The organism is Janthinobacterium sp. 64 (assembly GCF_002813325.1).
In the GTDB taxonomy this organism is placed as follows: domain Bacteria; phylum Pseudomonadota; class Gammaproteobacteria; order Burkholderiales; family Burkholderiaceae_D; genus Janthinobacterium.
This window is the reverse complement of sequence record NZ_PHUG01000001.1, coordinates 1,689,100-1,705,021: the sequence shown is the minus strand read 5'-3', so window position 1 is coordinate 1,705,021 and position 15,922 is coordinate 1,689,100. Positions and strand designations below refer to the sequence as shown.

Annotated in this window: 5 protein-coding genes; all 5 read left to right on the top strand. The window is 63.6% G+C overall.

From position 1 onward, the window contains the following. The first annotated feature begins 112 nt into the window (after positions 1-112). The 5 genes from CLU91_RS07390 (at position 113) to CLU91_RS07365 (ending at position 15,904) form a co-directional block, all read left to right on the top strand. Entirely contained in the window at positions 113-11,416 is an 11,304-nt protein-coding gene (locus CLU91_RS07390; RefSeq protein WP_232730662.1) for a filamentous haemagglutinin family protein, read from the top strand. A 111-nt stretch (positions 11,417-11,527) separates the two neighbouring features. Continuing rightward, a complete protein-coding gene (locus CLU91_RS07380; protein WP_157814638.1) occupies positions 11,528-12,067 on the top strand; it encodes a hypothetical protein in 540 nt (179 codons plus the stop codon). Positions 12,068-12,142: 75 nt separating this feature from the next. Next, positions 12,143-13,504, top strand: coding sequence for a trypsin-like peptidase domain-containing protein (locus CLU91_RS07375; RefSeq protein WP_100876623.1), 1,362 nt, complete (start codon positions 12,143-12,145; stop codon positions 13,502-13,504). Between the two features lie 163 nt (positions 13,505-13,667). Continuing rightward, on the top strand, positions 13,668-14,120 hold the full coding sequence (locus tag CLU91_RS07370; protein WP_100873638.1) for a hypothetical protein: 453 nt from the start codon (positions 13,668-13,670) through the stop codon (positions 14,118-14,120). A gap of 62 nt (positions 14,121-14,182) precedes the next feature. Then, entirely contained in the window at positions 14,183-15,904 is a 1,722-nt protein-coding gene (locus tag CLU91_RS07365) for a S41 family peptidase (protein ID WP_157814637.1), read from the top strand. Positions 15,905-15,922 lie beyond the last annotated feature (18 nt).

The window sequence follows — 15,922 nt, the reverse complement described above, 5'->3', positions numbered from 1 at the left end:
GTCTAGATGCAAGAGCGGTCGAAAATTTTCTTCCGCAATCATCTTTCCAACACGATCCATCACTGAAAGAACCCCCATGCCGTCCATTTGTTTTGCACCGATGCTCCCAGCCTTGTCGCAACGTCGAGATCGCACCGAGAAACTGGCGTGGCGCATCAAGCCATTGGCGCGAGCCATCACCTTGATGCTGGCGACGGGCGGCGCCATGAGCAACGCGTATGCGCAGCAAGCCTTCAGTGCGGCCTGGATGGCGCAGAAAGGGGCGATACGCAGCGTCGCGGAGGCCAGCGGAAAATTGCCGAATGGCATGGCGGTCACGTCCCTGAACGGCGCCGCGCCGCAGCAACAGGGCATGCAGCAGCAACAGCAACGCGCATTCGCCAATCTTACCCTGGCAGCACGCAATGTCGCCGCGCAACAGGCGCTGCAAGCAGCGGCGCGTCTCGCCGCCGCCAGCGCCGGCGTCAGGCCCGATGGATTGGCCGAAGGTGGCCTGAAGGTCGACAGCAACAGTCTCACGGCAGGCTGGCTCAATGCAAACGCTCCGACGCAAACGGCAACCGGCGGCAAGACCGTCGTCGAAATCCGGCAGACGGACGACAAAGCCATCCTGAACTGGGAAACCTTCAATGTCGGCAAAAATACCATCGTCAATTTCAACCAGAAGGGCGGCAGCAAGGCGGACGGCAGCAACAATTGGATCGCCCTGAACCGCATCAACGATCCCAGCGGCAAGCCCAGCGAGATCGCGGGGCAGATCAAGGCCGACGGTTCGGTGTACATCATCAACCGCAACGGCATCATCTTTAACGGCAATAGCCAGGTCAATACGCGCACCCTGGTGGCCAGTACGCTGCGCCTGAGCGACCAGCAATTCAAGCTGGGTATCAACAATGCGCAGACCCTGGCCAATCAGGGCAATGATTTCCCGGTGCCGCAGTTCGGAGAATTTACCACCCAGAAACCATCGATATACGGCGCGTCAGGCTATGTTGCCGGTAACGGCGTCGTTCCGGACCAGCTGGGCCTGGTGGACCGGTTCGAGCCCGGCACGGCGCCTGGAGAGGTCAGGGTCGAGGCGGGGGCGCGCATTGAAGTCGACAATGGCAGCAAGGTCATGCTGTTCGCGCCCAAGGTCAGGAATGCCGGCTATATCTCGGCGCCCGATGGCCAGGTCATCCTGGCAGCCGGCGAAAACGTGTATCTGAAGACCCCATCGGCACTCGACCCGAATGCCGTGCGCGGCCTCGATGTCGCCGTATCGGCGGTCCCTGGCTGGGTATTTACTGGTGGACAGATGCAGGCTGCGCTGGGGTTGGGAACCGCGTACGCGGATTTCAATTACGTCGCAGGTATCCGCGACGTTGTCTTGCCTGAAATGGCCGCGCGCGCCAAGGCGGTCGGCTATGAGGTGAGCAATACCGGCACGGTGCGGGCCGACCGCGGCAACGTCACGTTGCAAGCGCAAGACGTGCGCCAGGATGGTGTGCTGATGTCGACCACCGCATTGAACAACCGCAATGGTTCCATCCTGTTGCGCGCCTGGGGCCTGGGCACGCATATGTACGCCGATGGCATTGACGATCTGTACAACTGGTCGGCCGGCACCTTGACGCTGGGCAGCGGCAGTGTGACCCAGATTTTGCCGGACACATCGGATAAGAGTGAAATCGAAACGTCGGCCCTTGCCACGCGCTACCAGCCAGGCTGGGTCGGCATGTACGGTCAATTGATCGACATCAAATCGCAGGCAGGCGTCGTTGTTCCTGCCGGCAAGATCAACATGGAATCGGCTGTCAATCCGATCTTTACCCAGCAGCCCTGGCGCAAAGGCAGTACGGGTGATGCCAGTCGTATCTATCTCGACGGCGATGCCTACCTGAGCGTGGCTGGTTTGCAAGACATGCTGGTGGCGATGTCGCGCAACTTCATCGAAGCGGAGTTGCGGACCAATGAATTGCGTGATTCGCCACTGTTGCTGGACTCCTGGCTACGCGGTAAAAAAGTGATCGTCGACCGCCGCGAACACGGCGTGTTTAAAAATGCGCCGATGGCCGGCGTGAAGTGGGTCCAGAAAAAGGATGCGAATGGGCAATTGGTGTACCTGCCCGGCGAATGGGTCGGCACGCCGCTGGGCGACATGGCAGGCTGGGTGGGCGTCGGCAAGACCGATCTGAATGAACTGTCGGCGGATGCCGGAAAAATCATGTTGCGTGCAGGTGGCGCCGTCATTGCGCGCAGCGGTTCGATGATCGACGTCTCGGGTGGCTCGATCCGCTATACCGACGGCATCAACACCGCCACCAGGCTCCAGGGCGCCGATGGCCGTCTGTATGCGATGGATCAAGCCATGCCCGATATCGACTACGTCGGTATCGCCGGCAATTTCACGCGCAAGAGCGCGCGTTGGGGGAAGGCGGAAACCTGGCGCAATCCCTTGATGGGTGGCAACCGGCTGGAAGCCGGCTATACGGAGGGGCGCAAGGCCGGCGAGGTACAGATCTTTGCCGGCGATGCCATGGTGCTCGAAGGCGATGTGTGGGGTGGCGTGGTGGTGGGCGAGCGCCAGCGGCAGGCACCTGGCGGCAACACGGGCGGCAAGCTGGAATTGGGCGGCGGCACTGTCGACGACCGCCCCTGGTCGCCGGGCACCATCATCGTCAGCCATGATCCGCAACGCCTCGGCAGTGCATTCAACGCCACGACGGTGCTCGGTTCGGACTTCTATCTTCCCGTCGATCCGGCCAGGCCGCAATCAAAAAAACTGACCTTGCTCGCCGACGGCATGCTGAGCAATTCAGGCTTGGGGCAGCTCAATTTCAACATCATTCGCGGCGACTTTGAAGTGGCCAGCGGCGCCAATCTGGCATTCATGCCCGGCACCGCGCTGTATGTTTCCGGTGCCGATGGGTCGACCGGCAATATCCGCATCAGCGGCATGATCCGTTCCGCCAACGGCTCCGTCGTCCTCGATTCCGTCAACGGACAATTGGATATCGGTGCCCAGGGCGGGCTGGATGTTTCCGGGCAATGGATCAACGCGTGGCGGGATGGCATGCCAGCGGGTCCATGGGCGATGAATGGCGGCGCCATCCGGCTCAATGTCGGCAAAATGTCGGCGAAAGGCGATGCGGTAATCGATGTGTCCGGCGGCGGCCGTGCAGACGCTGGCAAGAATGGCTTGCCGACTTTGCGCGTGGGAAATGCCGGCTCCGTCACCCTGGCCGGCGTGACGCCGGATCTGGACCTGGCGGCGCTGAATCTGCGTGCGTATGCAGCCGGTTCATCCGGCAGCCTGTTCATTGAAACGGCTTCCTCGGTGCAACTGGGCGGAGCGGCGGAGGCGCCGGACGTCGTGCTGCTGCCAGCCAGCCTGTATGGCGATCGCGGTTTCGGCCATGTCTCTGTCACCACGCGCGGCGCCGGCAAGATTGCGGTGCCGGACGGCGTGACGGTGGTGCAGCAGGCAGCCGGCATCGATCTCAATTCGTTCGCCTACCGCGATGTCGCGACCGGCCGCAGCCTGGCCGAGGTGGCGCCGGTCACGGTGCTGCGACAGCAAGAGCGGCTGCAGCGCAAGCCGGGCGGCCTGGCGTTGTCGACGGAAAACGGCGCCATCAGCGTGGGCAAGGACGCGGTGATCATTGCCGATACCGCGGGACGGTTGCAGTTCGGTGCCGGCGGCGTCAACGGTGCGCTGGAGGTACTGGGTCGCCTGGAAGCCCCGGCGGGCAGCATCGAACTCAGTGGCGCCAGCGTCGCAGTGGGCGCGGATGCGCAATTGCTGGCGCGTGGCGTGGCATCGATCCATGCGGACAAGTCCGGGCATTGGCAGGGCGAGGTCAGGGCCGGCGGCGTGATCGATATCCGCGGCGCCGAGGTGACACTGGCAGCCGGTTCGCTGCTTGACGTGTCGGGCGCCCATGGGGAGATCGAGCAGGCCGAGGCCGGCAATGCGCCGGGACAGCCGGGGTATGCCAAACGCAAGCTGGCAAGTGACGGAGGGTCGATACGTGTGCGTGGCGCAGGGCTGATGGCCGGCACGCTGGCAGGCCAGGCCGGTGGCGCTGGCGCCCAGGGCGGCACCCTGGCGATTGCGCATGCGTCTGCGGAGACTGGCGCCAATCTGGCAGAGCGCGTACGTAGCTATTTTTGCATGGCCGCCGGTTTATGTAGCGCCGATAAAATCATCGGCTTTGATTTCGCCACGATGGTGGACCCGAGTTTGCCTCCCCTGGTCATCAGCAAGGAGCTGTACGAACATTTAGGCTCGGCATCCAGGCTTGCCCTTGCCGTGACTGCCACTGGCGCGGCGGGCGGCGGGCCGGGCGCTGCCATTGATTACGCGGCATTTGGCATGAATGATACCGTGCTGGACTTGTTCCGCGACTACGTCGGCCTGGATTTGCGGTCCTTGACGCCGGTCAATTCGCTCATGGTGCTGCGGCCGGCATCGTTTTCCCAGGGCGGCTTTGCCAACCTCGCACTGGCCTCTGTCGGCGCGGTGGAATTGGGTGACGTGCAGCTTGCCGCAGCGACGAGCATCACGGTCGATGGCACGCTGCGTCATGCTGCCGGGGAGTCGGGCCATGCCAGCCTGACGGCGGCGTATATCGGACTCAAACAGACCTCCGCCGTTGCCGCGCCGGCCGCAAGCGCACGGCGCACGGGCAGCCTGACGTTGAACGCCGACGTCATCGATGTCGTCGGTGGCCAGAGCGGCGCCGCCGGCATCGCCGGGCCCGTCAGCATTCGTGGCTTTGCCCGGACGGCATTGCATGCGCCGGAGTTGCGTTTCAGCGCCGCGAGCACCCCGATCGATGCCAGTGCCAGCACTGCCGTGCTGGACGTCGATGGCGCGCTGAGCATCGCCGCGGGACAGATCTATCCATCCGCGGCAGTGAATGCCAAAATCGTGTCCGGCGAAGCGATTGCCGTGGAGCGCCTGGGCACCGCAGCGGCCCTGCCATTGTCGGCGGGAGGCACGTTGCGCCTGGAAGCGCCCGTGATTGAACAGAATGGGGTATTGCGCGCCCCCTTTGGCCAGATCGAATTGTTCGCCAGCAATCAACTGACACTCGGTGCCGGCAGCATCACCTCCGTCTCCGGTGCCGGGCTGATGGTGCCGTATGGCACCTTGTCCAACAACGAGCACTGGCAGGATCCCACCCGGCCGGCCGATGGCAGCAATCCGGCCACCGGTTCGCTCACGTCGCCGCCCGAGAAGCGCATCAGCATGGCTGCACCGGACATCAACCTGGCCCAGGGCGCGGTGGTCGACATTCGCGGTGGCGGCGATCTGTATGCCTGGGAGTTCGTTCCCGGTCCAGGTGGTTCCCACGATATCCTCAACATGCCCGGCATGTACGCCGTGATGCCGGGCCAGCTGGCAAGCGCGCCTGTTGCCGGTGTCGCATCGGGCAGCCGCATCTGGCTCGCCGGTGGTCCCGGCCTGGCTGCCGGCTGGTACGCCTTGCTGCCCGCACGTTACGCCTTGCTGCCGGGCGCTTTTGCGGTCCAGTCGACCGGCAATGCATGGGCCGGCCCGGTCGCGCCGGGCTTTGCCACGCCGGAGGGGCACCTCATCATGCAAGGCAAGGGCGGCAATATGTATGGCGCCAGCGAGGATACACAGGCATCGGCATGGCGCGTCATGTCCGGCAGCACGCTGCGCAAGTACACCGAATACAACGAGGCCTTTGCCAATCATTTCTTTTCGTCGGACGCTTTCAAGCTCACGCAATACCGCCTGACTGGCCAGGACATCGTCACGCCGCGTCTGGCGCGCGACGGCGGCGGCGTCGTCTTTGATGCCAGCAATCGCCTGACGCTCAATGGCAGCCTGCTGTCGCAGGCAGACCAGGGTGGACGGGGCGGCCTGGTCGATATCGCCGGCAAGAAGATCGCCATCGTGGGGGCCGGGCAGGATGCCGGCACGCTGCAGGCGCAGGGCTACCTCGTCATCGATGCCGCAGGCCTGTCGAATTTCGGCGCCGGCAGCTTGCTCATAGGCGGCACGCGCAAAGGTGACCTGCTGGGCACGCAGGTCGATGTCACCGCCAGCAATATCGTCGTGCGCAATGGCGCCGGTTCGGAACTGCAAGGCCCGGAAATCATCCTGGCCGCCAGCGAGCAGGTCGCCATTGATGCTGGCAGTGTCGTCAGTGCCAAAGGCAGCGCCAGCAGCAGTGGCAATCTCATCGTCAAGCCCATGCAGGCTGCGGTCTATACGGACCCGGACGGCAATCCCGACGATAACTACGATGGGGTGGTCGATGCGAAGGATGCCAAGGATGACGTGCTGACCACGCCGGCCAAAGACTGGGGCGCACTGGTGCGCGTCGCCAATGGCGAGGCCATCAAAGTGATGCGCCAGAACGTCGATACCACGCGGGGCGGTTTGCTCACTGTCGGTGCCGGTGCGGTACTCAATGGTGGCGGCGCCTTGCTGCTTGACGCCACGCGTGAAACCGATCTTGCCGCCTCCGCCCGCCTGTCCGGCGCCCATCTGTCGGTCGCTGCCGGCCGTATCGGTTTTGGCGGCGGCAGCGGCCTGGTGCTCGACACCGCAGCCCTGGCCCAACTGAGCAATTCCAGGCACCTGACCTTTCGCAGCTACTCCAGCTTTGATTTCCATCAGTCGCTCGACCTCGGGGCGGCAGGCCTCGCTGCGCTGACATTCGACGGCGCGGCGTTTGCCGGCCATGGCGGTGACGTCACCGTCAAGGGCGACGCCATCACGCTGGAAAACAGTGGCGCCAATCTGGCCGCGGCAGGCAATGGCAATGGCACACTGAAACTCGACGCCGGCACCCTGATCCTTGGCGCAGGCCAGAAGAGCTTTGCCGGATTCAATGCCATCGCCCTCGGTGGCCGCGAGCAGATCGTCGGTGCCGCGAAAGGCGGCATCGATACCGGCGCCATCGCCCTGAGCTTGAACACGCCTCTGCTGACTGGCCGCGACGGTGCGGCGCAAAGCATCAGCACCAGCGGCGCATTGCAGGTGCTGGCAACGGCTGGGGGCAATCCGGCACAACAGCATCTGCAGAACAGCCTGGGCTCCCGCCTGAGCCTGTCCGGCGCCAGCGTCCTGTTCGGCGGTCGCGCCGTTGCGCTTGGCGGTAGCATCGACATGACGGCCACCAACGGTGACCTGGTTCTTGCCGATACCGCACAAGTCGATGTCGGCGGCTATGCCAAGCAATTCTTCGACGTGGCCGAATATGCCGATGCCGGCAACATCAAACTGTCGGCGGTGGGCGGCGATGTACGGCTCAAGCGCGGCAGCAATCTGAATCTGGCGGCGCACAAGCTGGGCGGCAATGCGGGCGCCCTGCATATCGCCGCAGCCAATGGCGGCACCGTGGTGCTCGATGGCAGCATACGCGCCCAGGCAGGCGGTAGCGGCGGCACGGCTGGCAAAGCGGGTTCTTTCTCGCTAGATATTGCTGAATTGAGCGATTTCGCCGGCTTCAGCCAACGCCTCAATGAGGCAGGCATGAATCGTTCACGCCAGTTCCGCATCCGCCAGGGCGACATCCGGCTCGATGGCACGACCACGGTGGAAAACTTCGGTCTCAGCGCCGATCAAGGCAGTATCAGCGTCAGCGGCACCATTGACGCCCGGGCTGCGTATGGCGGCGCGATTCGCATCACCGGCGGTGACGGCGTGACGCTGCACCAAGGCGCGCAATTGCTGGCAGGCGCTACCGGTGAATTCGGCAGTGGCCGCGTCACCGTCGAAGCGACGGGCGGCCAGCTGAACTTGCAAGGCGGTACCATTGATGTTGCCGGCAACGAAGGCGGCAGAGTCAGGTTGCGTGCGCAACAGAATGCCGCACACAATGATCTCAACGCCACGTCACTGAACGCCAGCATCGTCGGCGCCCGTTCCGCGGTCCTCGAAGGCGTCGCCACCTACAACGTGGCCGACTACGACGGCAGCACGGTCGATTCCGTCAAGGTGGCCGCAGTCGCCGATGCTGCCCGCTTCAACGCTGCCGCGCCTGCCATCGCCAGCCGGCTTGGCAGCCATGTTGCCATCGCGTCCGGCATCGTCATCGAAAGTACGGGCGACCTGAGCATGAACGGCGACTGGAATGTGCATGACGACTTTGCGACCGCGCGCCAGGGCTCGCTGACCTTGCGGGCAGGCGGCAACCTGAGCGTCAAAGGGCATTTGAGCGATGGATTCGACCAAGCCGGCCGTAGCGGAAAATTGCAGGAAGGTGCTTCGTGGAATCTGCGCCTCGTCGCAGGTGCCGACCTGGACTCGGCCAATACCCTGGCAGTGAAACCGCTGGCGGCACAAGGCGTGGGCAGCGGCAGCATCATCATCGGTATTGCCGACAGCAATCCGGATGCCGCGATCGACAATGGCGCGGGGAAACTGGTACGCACCGGCAGCGGTGACCTGGAAGTGCGGGCAGGCAGGGATGTGACGCTGGCGCACAAGGAATCCGTGATCTATACGGCAGGCCGCAAGGACATGGCGACGTGGGGCGACTTCACGACGGCGAATGCGGGTGCAGCCTACGGCATCGAAGGCGGCAATCTCGATATCGGTGCGCAGGGCAGCATTACGGCGCAGCCTGCCGGGCAGCGCTTCACGGAGTGGCTGAACCGGCAGGGGACCTTGAACAAACAGCGTTACTTCAGCGAGTACGAGAGCAATGTCTATGGCATGCGGCCAGATGGCAGTTATGGGCTGTTGATGTTGCCGGCTGAACAATCGAGCTGGTGGGTCAATTATGCGGCCTTCCAGCAAGGCGTGGGCGCCCTCGGGGGCGGCAATGTCAGCGTCAACGCCGGTGGAGACCTGAACAATCTGGTGGTGGTGCTGCCAACGACGATGCGCATGCGCGGCGGTCTTGCCGCCGGCGAAGCGATGACGATGGAAACGCGCAATGGCGGCAGCATGAACGTCGAAGCTGGCGGCGTCATCCGTGGCGGTCAATATTACATTGCGCGGGGCACGGGCGATATCAAGGCCGGTGAAACCGCTGTCGGCAATAGCGTTTCCGTCATCTGGAATGATGGTGAGCCTGATCGCCGCGACTTTACCTTTTCCGTCGCCCCCATCCTGGCGCTCGGCGACGCCACGCTGACTGTACGCACAGCCGGCGATCTGCGCCTGCAAACCGTGATCGATCCGCTGCTTGTCCGTTATGGCGACGATGGTACGGGGACGCTGGAGAGGATGGATTACGCCGCCTACATGAGCGGCTATACCGACCGGACCGCGCTCAAGCTGGTTTCCACCGGGGGTGACATCACCTTCGTCAATCAGGCCGATTTTGTGTTTCGCGACCTGTCCTTGAAGCCTGCCTATACTGCTCAGAATAATTTGATCGGTCATGGGGGCAATCGTTTCCCCGCCCGCCTGGCAGCTTTTGCGCTCAATGGCAGTCTGGAAATACAAGGGCCGCTGAGGGGCATGGCCGGCAGCACGAATGACGTGCAATTGATCGCGCAAGACGACATACGTTTTGCGACGCAACATCGCGACGAACTGAGAGAATTGCGTATCTATGGCGATGTCGAGGCACAAGTGGTCATGCCCTATGCGACACCTGGCATGATGCCTTCCCCTTTCATGCCGGGCAGCCAGGCTCAGATTGCCATGGATGCCTTGCTGGCGAATCAGATCGACAGGACGGGCGCATCGTATTTCAGCGATCCCTACATGCGTGCCCTGAGCAATCCTGATGTCTTGCCCCTGGCGCGCGATTTTGCGCCCAGCCGTATTTACGCGGGAGCCGGTTCCATCCTGGGACTGGACGTGACGGCGAATGAACAGACCTGGATACGCGCGGGCCAGGATATCCGCGGGATGCGGCTCAATGCGCGCAATATACGGCCGGGCGATGTGACCTTGCTGGAAGCCGGCAACGACATCCTCGCGATGACGAATGTGCGTGCCGCGATCATCAATCAGGTCAGCGATACCGGCAGCATCGCCGTGCAGGGCCCCGGCGCCCTGACCTTGTCCGCCGGGCGCGACATCTATGCGGATAACCTGAAAATACAAACCCTGGCGAACCAGCGCTACACCGATGCGGACAATCGGCCGATGGCGGAAACGCAGATCAATGGCCTGCCATCCCAGGGCGCGTCGATCACGCTGATGGCGGGCATGCACAGCGCTACCGGCTACGACGCCTTTGCCAGCGCCTACCTCGATCCATCCAGGGTCGCCGCCATGCCGGCGTATCTCAAGGCCGCAACGGCCGATGGCGGCGTGCTGCCGATCTACCTTGTCGACAGCATCGAAACACGGTCCGGCGGGCAGCAGAAAGTCACCCGCCGCGGTCTGGTTTCCTACATGAAGGACATGACAGGGCAGGACCTGGCGCCCGTCGAGGCCTGGACGCGCTTCCAGTCCTTGCCCCAGTTGGCGCAACAGCAATTCCTGCGCCAGGTTTTCCTGCTGGAATTGCGCGAGGCTGGCCGCGATCAAGGTGAGCCCGGCGTCAACGGGGTACCGCGCAACGGCGGCTACAACCGTGGTTACCAGGCCATCGCCACCTTGTTCCCGGGTGATGGATGGAAAGGCAATGTTTCAGCCAATAACATGATGCTACGCACCATGTCCGGTGGCGACATCAACGTCCTCACGCCAGGCGGCGGTGTGCAAGTGGCATCGCTGGGAGCGGCCGTGCCGGCCGGCTACGGCCTGGTGACGCTGGGCTCCGGCCACATCAACGTGTTTGCCAAGGACGATGTCGTCGTCAACCAGTCGCGTATTCTGTCTTTCGTCCCGGAAGCCGCGCTGCGCGGCAGCGACCAGATCATTTGGTCCAGCCGGGGCGGCATCGATGCCGGCCGCGGCTCGAAGACGGTGCGGGTACCCTCGGCACCGGAGGTCGTCACCGATGTCGATGGTCAGACCATCGTGCGCGAAAAATCGGACATGAGCGGCAGCGGTATCGGTACCGTAGGCGACGGCGACGTCGACCTGGTCGCACCGGAAGGCGTCATCAATGCCGGTGATGCCGGTATCCGTGTTGCCGGCAACCTCAACATCATGGCCTTGCAGGTGCTCAATGCAGACAACATCAAGGTCAAGGGGGAAGCCAAAGGCTTGCCACCGCCTGCCTCGGTGAACGTCGGCGCCTTGAGCAATGCCAGCGCGGTGGCGTCGCAGGCCGCGGCGGCGGCACAGGACGTGCTGCAGCGCGAGCGCAACGATGCCCGCCGAAACCTGCCGTCGATCTTTTCGGTGCGCGTGCTGGGTTTTGGGAATGAGCTATTGCCAGCGAATGGCAATGTTGACGCGGCGCCATCGCATGGTTCGCTGCCGGGAGGCGCCCGCTACGATGCGAATAGCGCATTTCAGGTCCTGGGACAGGGCGATCTGAGTCCTGCGCAGCTGGCGCGGTTGACGCCGGCCGAGCAGCGTCAGATCAGGAAATAGGCGGACGCGTGACATTTCCGTGACAAACGGCATACGCGGGCGGCAAATCCCGTCTGTAGCATAGTCCCGCTGGGAAACATGGCGATGCTGCCGGTCCGGCGGGACGTGAGCATGGCATGGTCCCTGGCGGATGCCGCCAGGGAAAACCGACGCATTATTTTGACCAGGAAGAGCATGCAGCATTCAGGTGACCAGAAAAAAACCATATACGCCGTTCTGCCCGGCATCGTTCGACGCGGCATCGAGCGCCTGTTGAGAATGCTGGCCACCCTTGGTGTGGGCATGACGGTAGTGGCAGCGCAACTGCCTGCCGCGTCGGCGCAGCCTGTTCCACAGCAATGGATCGGCTATGCGCAGATGGCGGGAACGCAATTTGAAGCGTGGCTCAGCGACCCTGCCAGCGATGCCGCGGCGCGCTTGCAGGCATGGATGCAAGGCGGGCAGGCCGTGCCGCCGCCATTGATCGTGCGGGTGTGGGTGGCGCCATCGGGCCAGGTTCAGCGTGTCGAGTTCGCATCGCTTGGCCAGGCGCAGGCCGATGCGGACTTGCGTGCGCTGTTGACTGCCCGGGCCTTGCCTGCAGCGCCGCCGCCGGACATGCGCCAACCGATGATGCTGGAATTGACCTTGCATCGCAGTGAAACCCATTGAATCATGGCGCTTGCTTGCGCCCGGCGCGGGAAAAACCTGGAGGTAAAGGCAATGCCGCACGTCGCGCCGGATGGCATGAAGTTTCGATACAGCAAGCTGCTGGCGATGGCCTTGGCTTTGCTGCTTGCCATGACGCTCGGCGCTTGCGGTTCCATGCAACGTTCCTGGTTGTGGAATGCCCCCGATTTTTCCGCGCTGGCCAAAAGATATGGGCCGGCAGTCGTCAATGTCGGCGTGGTCCGCGACCTGGCGCCGCAACGCGCGGGCAGTGCGGCCCCGGTGCAGCATGGCGTGCAGGAAGACAGTCTGGGCTCCGGCTTCATCGTCAGCGAGGATGGCTATATCCTGACCAATGCCCATGTGGTGGCGCGCGGCAGCCAGATCAGCGTCAAGTTGACCGACCGGCGTGAATTCAAGGCGCGCCTGATAGGGACGGATCGCGTCGCCGACGTGGCCTTGCTGAAGATCGATGCGCGCGGCTTGCCGACGGTACGTATCGGCGATCCGGCCATCGTGGATGTCGGTGACTGGGTCCTGGCGATAGGCTCTCCTTTTGGTTTCAGCAATTCCGCCACGGCCGGCATCATCAGCGCCACGCGCCGGATTCTGCCTGGCGCCGATTACACGCCATTCCTGCAAACGGACGTGCCGGTCAATCCCGGCAATTCAGGCGGACCGTTGTTCAACCGGCGCGGCGAAGTCATCGGCATCAATTCGCGTATTTACAGCAATAGCGGCGGCTATCAGGGACTGTCGTTTGCGATTCCGATCGACGCGGCAATGCGCATCAAGGAGCAGCTGCAAGCCAGGGGCAGCGTAACGCGGGGCCGCCTGGGCATGACGGTTCAGGAAGTGAATCAGGCCCTGGCGGAGTCGTTTCACTTGTCGCGTCCGGCTGGCGCGCTGGTCGGTTTCGTCGAGCGGGGCGCGGCGGCGGATCGCTCCGGCGTGAAATCCGGCGACGTCATCTTGCGCGTCAATCAGCATGACGTGATCCAGTCGGCCGACGCATTGATCTTCATTGCCGATGCCGTGCCGGGCGAAGAGGTGGCATTGACGGTGTGGCGCGACCGCACGGCGCTGACGCTCGTCGTGGTGCCCGACCGCGCAGACGCATCGCGCCCGCCAACGGCCAGGCCTGACCTGCAGGCGCCGCTGGGACTGGTCGTCCGGCCATTGCTGCCGCAGGAACAAGTGCTGTTGCGCATCGACGGTGGCTTGCTGGTGCAGCGGCTGAACGCCGCGGCCTTGCGCGCCGGCGTAAAAGCTGCGGATGTGATACTTGCCGTGAACGGGAGAACCGTGGGAACGATACAGGAGCTCGCTGCAGAAGTGGGCGAGGGCGACGGCGCGGTGGCGCTGTTGATACAGCGTGGCGCGACACGCTTGTTTATTCCGATCGAAACAAAAAAACCGACGCCGCGCGACGCCGGATAGGCGCGCGGCATGGATGGTGGATGCCTGCCGGCCCCGGTAAAACAGCACGGCGGCCGATTGCGCCATCAGGCCTGGCGTCTGATCGCGGACCTGGCTTCCGGGAGCGGCATATATAATATGAAACTCAGGAATGGGCGAGTTTATATTGAGTGATGAGGTTGGGATGCAGTCGAACGAACAAGAACAATTATTGCAACAAAGCCAAACGGCTTTTGACGCCTACTATGACGCGCTGGGCGCCTCGCTGGTGAACTTCGTCGAGCGCCTGGGCATCCAGCCGGCGCACGAAGTGTTGACGAACGCGGCCGAATACCTGCCGTACATCGATGCGGCCATGCGCACCATCGTCATCCGCGACGAGAGCTGGCAGTGGGTAAAAACCATGCTCGGCTACTTTATCGGCGAATACTTCGTGCAGGGCCATGCGGGCTGCTGGTATGTGGAAACGCGGGCCGAATCGCCGCATTTCTGCCGCATCATGGTCGGTGGCTTCGAGCATGGCTTGCCGGCGGATGCCGCCATCGATCCGGAACAACTGGCGCTCGATTTCCTGGCGCAAGCGGTGCCGCGCGAGCTGGCCACCCTGGTCGCGGATGCGCAAGCGCGCCTGAGCTGATTTACTGTCGATAAGGATGCCCGATGACATGGATACCCTGTTTGAGACTGGCGCGCTGGTGCATGCCAGCCATTGCCATTGTGCTCGTCGGTACGGCGCCCCTGGCTTTTTCGCAGGATGGTGGCCACGCCGCATTTGATACCGATCACGCATTCGACGCCGGCTCGCGCATCGCGCTCGATGCCGTGACGCCGGTGCAAGTCGACAACCTCGCCGTGCTCGGCAAGGTATGGGGCTTCCTGAAATACCATCACCCCTTGATCACCGCAGGCGGGCGGCAGTGGGACTATGAACTCTTGCGTGTCATGCCCCGGGTGCTGGCCGCGCCCGACAGGGCGGCGGGCGATGCCGTGCTGCGGGACTGGATAGCAGGTCTGGGGCCGCTTGCCGACTGCGCCCCTTGTGCCGTTCCGGCACAGGGTGAGCTGCATCTGCGTCCCGCCCTGCAATGGCTCGATGACGCGAGCTTGCTGGGCGCCGGCCTGCGCGCCGATCTGCGGCACATTTATCTGCGCCGGCCGGCGACGGCCAGCCAGTTTTATCTGCGTCTGGATGCGCAGGTGGGCAATCCCGTCTTTGAACATGAGATTGCCTATGAAAATATCGCGCTGCCCGATGCCGGCTTTCAGTTGCTGGCCTTGTTTCGCTTCTGGAATATCATCGAATACTGGGCGCCCTACCGCGATCTGACAGGGGAAAAATGGGATGACGTCCTGCGCCAGTCGCTGCCGCGCATCGCGCTGGCCAGGGACCGCGCCAGCTATCAGCTGGAAATGATGGCGGTGATCGCGCGCCTGCACGATACCCATACTAATCTGTGGAGTTCGATGCACGTGCGTCCGCCCGTGGGGCAATGCCGGCTGCCAGTCAAGCTCCGCTTCATCGACACCAGCGCCGTGGTGGTGGGTTACCGTGAGGCCGACGCCGAAGTGGCGACGCGCTTGCAGGTCGGCGATGTCATTGACAGCGTCGATGGCGTGCCGGTGGCGCAACTGGTCGCCACCTGGCGGCCCCACTATGCGGCATCGAATGAGGCGGCGCGCTTGCGCGACATGGCGGGCAGGCTGACGGCTGGCGCCTGCGGTGCAATCCGGCTGCAGGTGCGCCGCGGCCAGGAGGCTGTGGAATTGACGGCGCAGCGCGTGCCAGCCGCTCGGCAAGCGGGTCCGGATACACATGACAGGGAAGGGGAAACGTTCCAGCGCCTGGGCGACGATATCGCCTACCTCAAGCTGTCGAGCCTCAAGCGGGCCGACGTGGCGGCGCATATGGCAGCGGCGGCGGGCAGCCGCGGCCTGATTATCGATCTACGCAACTACCCGCGCGAGTTTGTCGTCTTTGCCCTGGGGTCTTACCTGGTCGAGCGGCCCACGGCGTTTGCCCGCTTTACCAAGGGCGACCTTGGCAACCCCGGCGCCTTCCACTGGACCCAGCCTGTGGCCTTGTACCCGCAAGCGCTGCGCTATGCGGGCAAGGTCATGTTGCTGGTCGATGAAGTGAGCCAAAGCCAGGCCGAATATACGGCCATGGCCTTGCGCGCGGCGCCGCGCGCGAAGGTGGTCGGCAGCACCACGGCTGGCGCGGATGGCAATATCTCGACGTTTGCGCTGCCCGGCGGCTTGAGCACCCTGATCAGCGGCATCGGCGTGTTTTATCCGGACCGGCGCCCCACGCAGCGCGTGGGCATCCTCCCCGATATCGAGGTCAGGCCCACGCTTGCCGGCATACGGGCCGGGCGCGACGAGGTGCTGGAGGCGGCTATTGCCGAGATACGCCGGCAATAGCTGTTCTTGCTGTTGCTG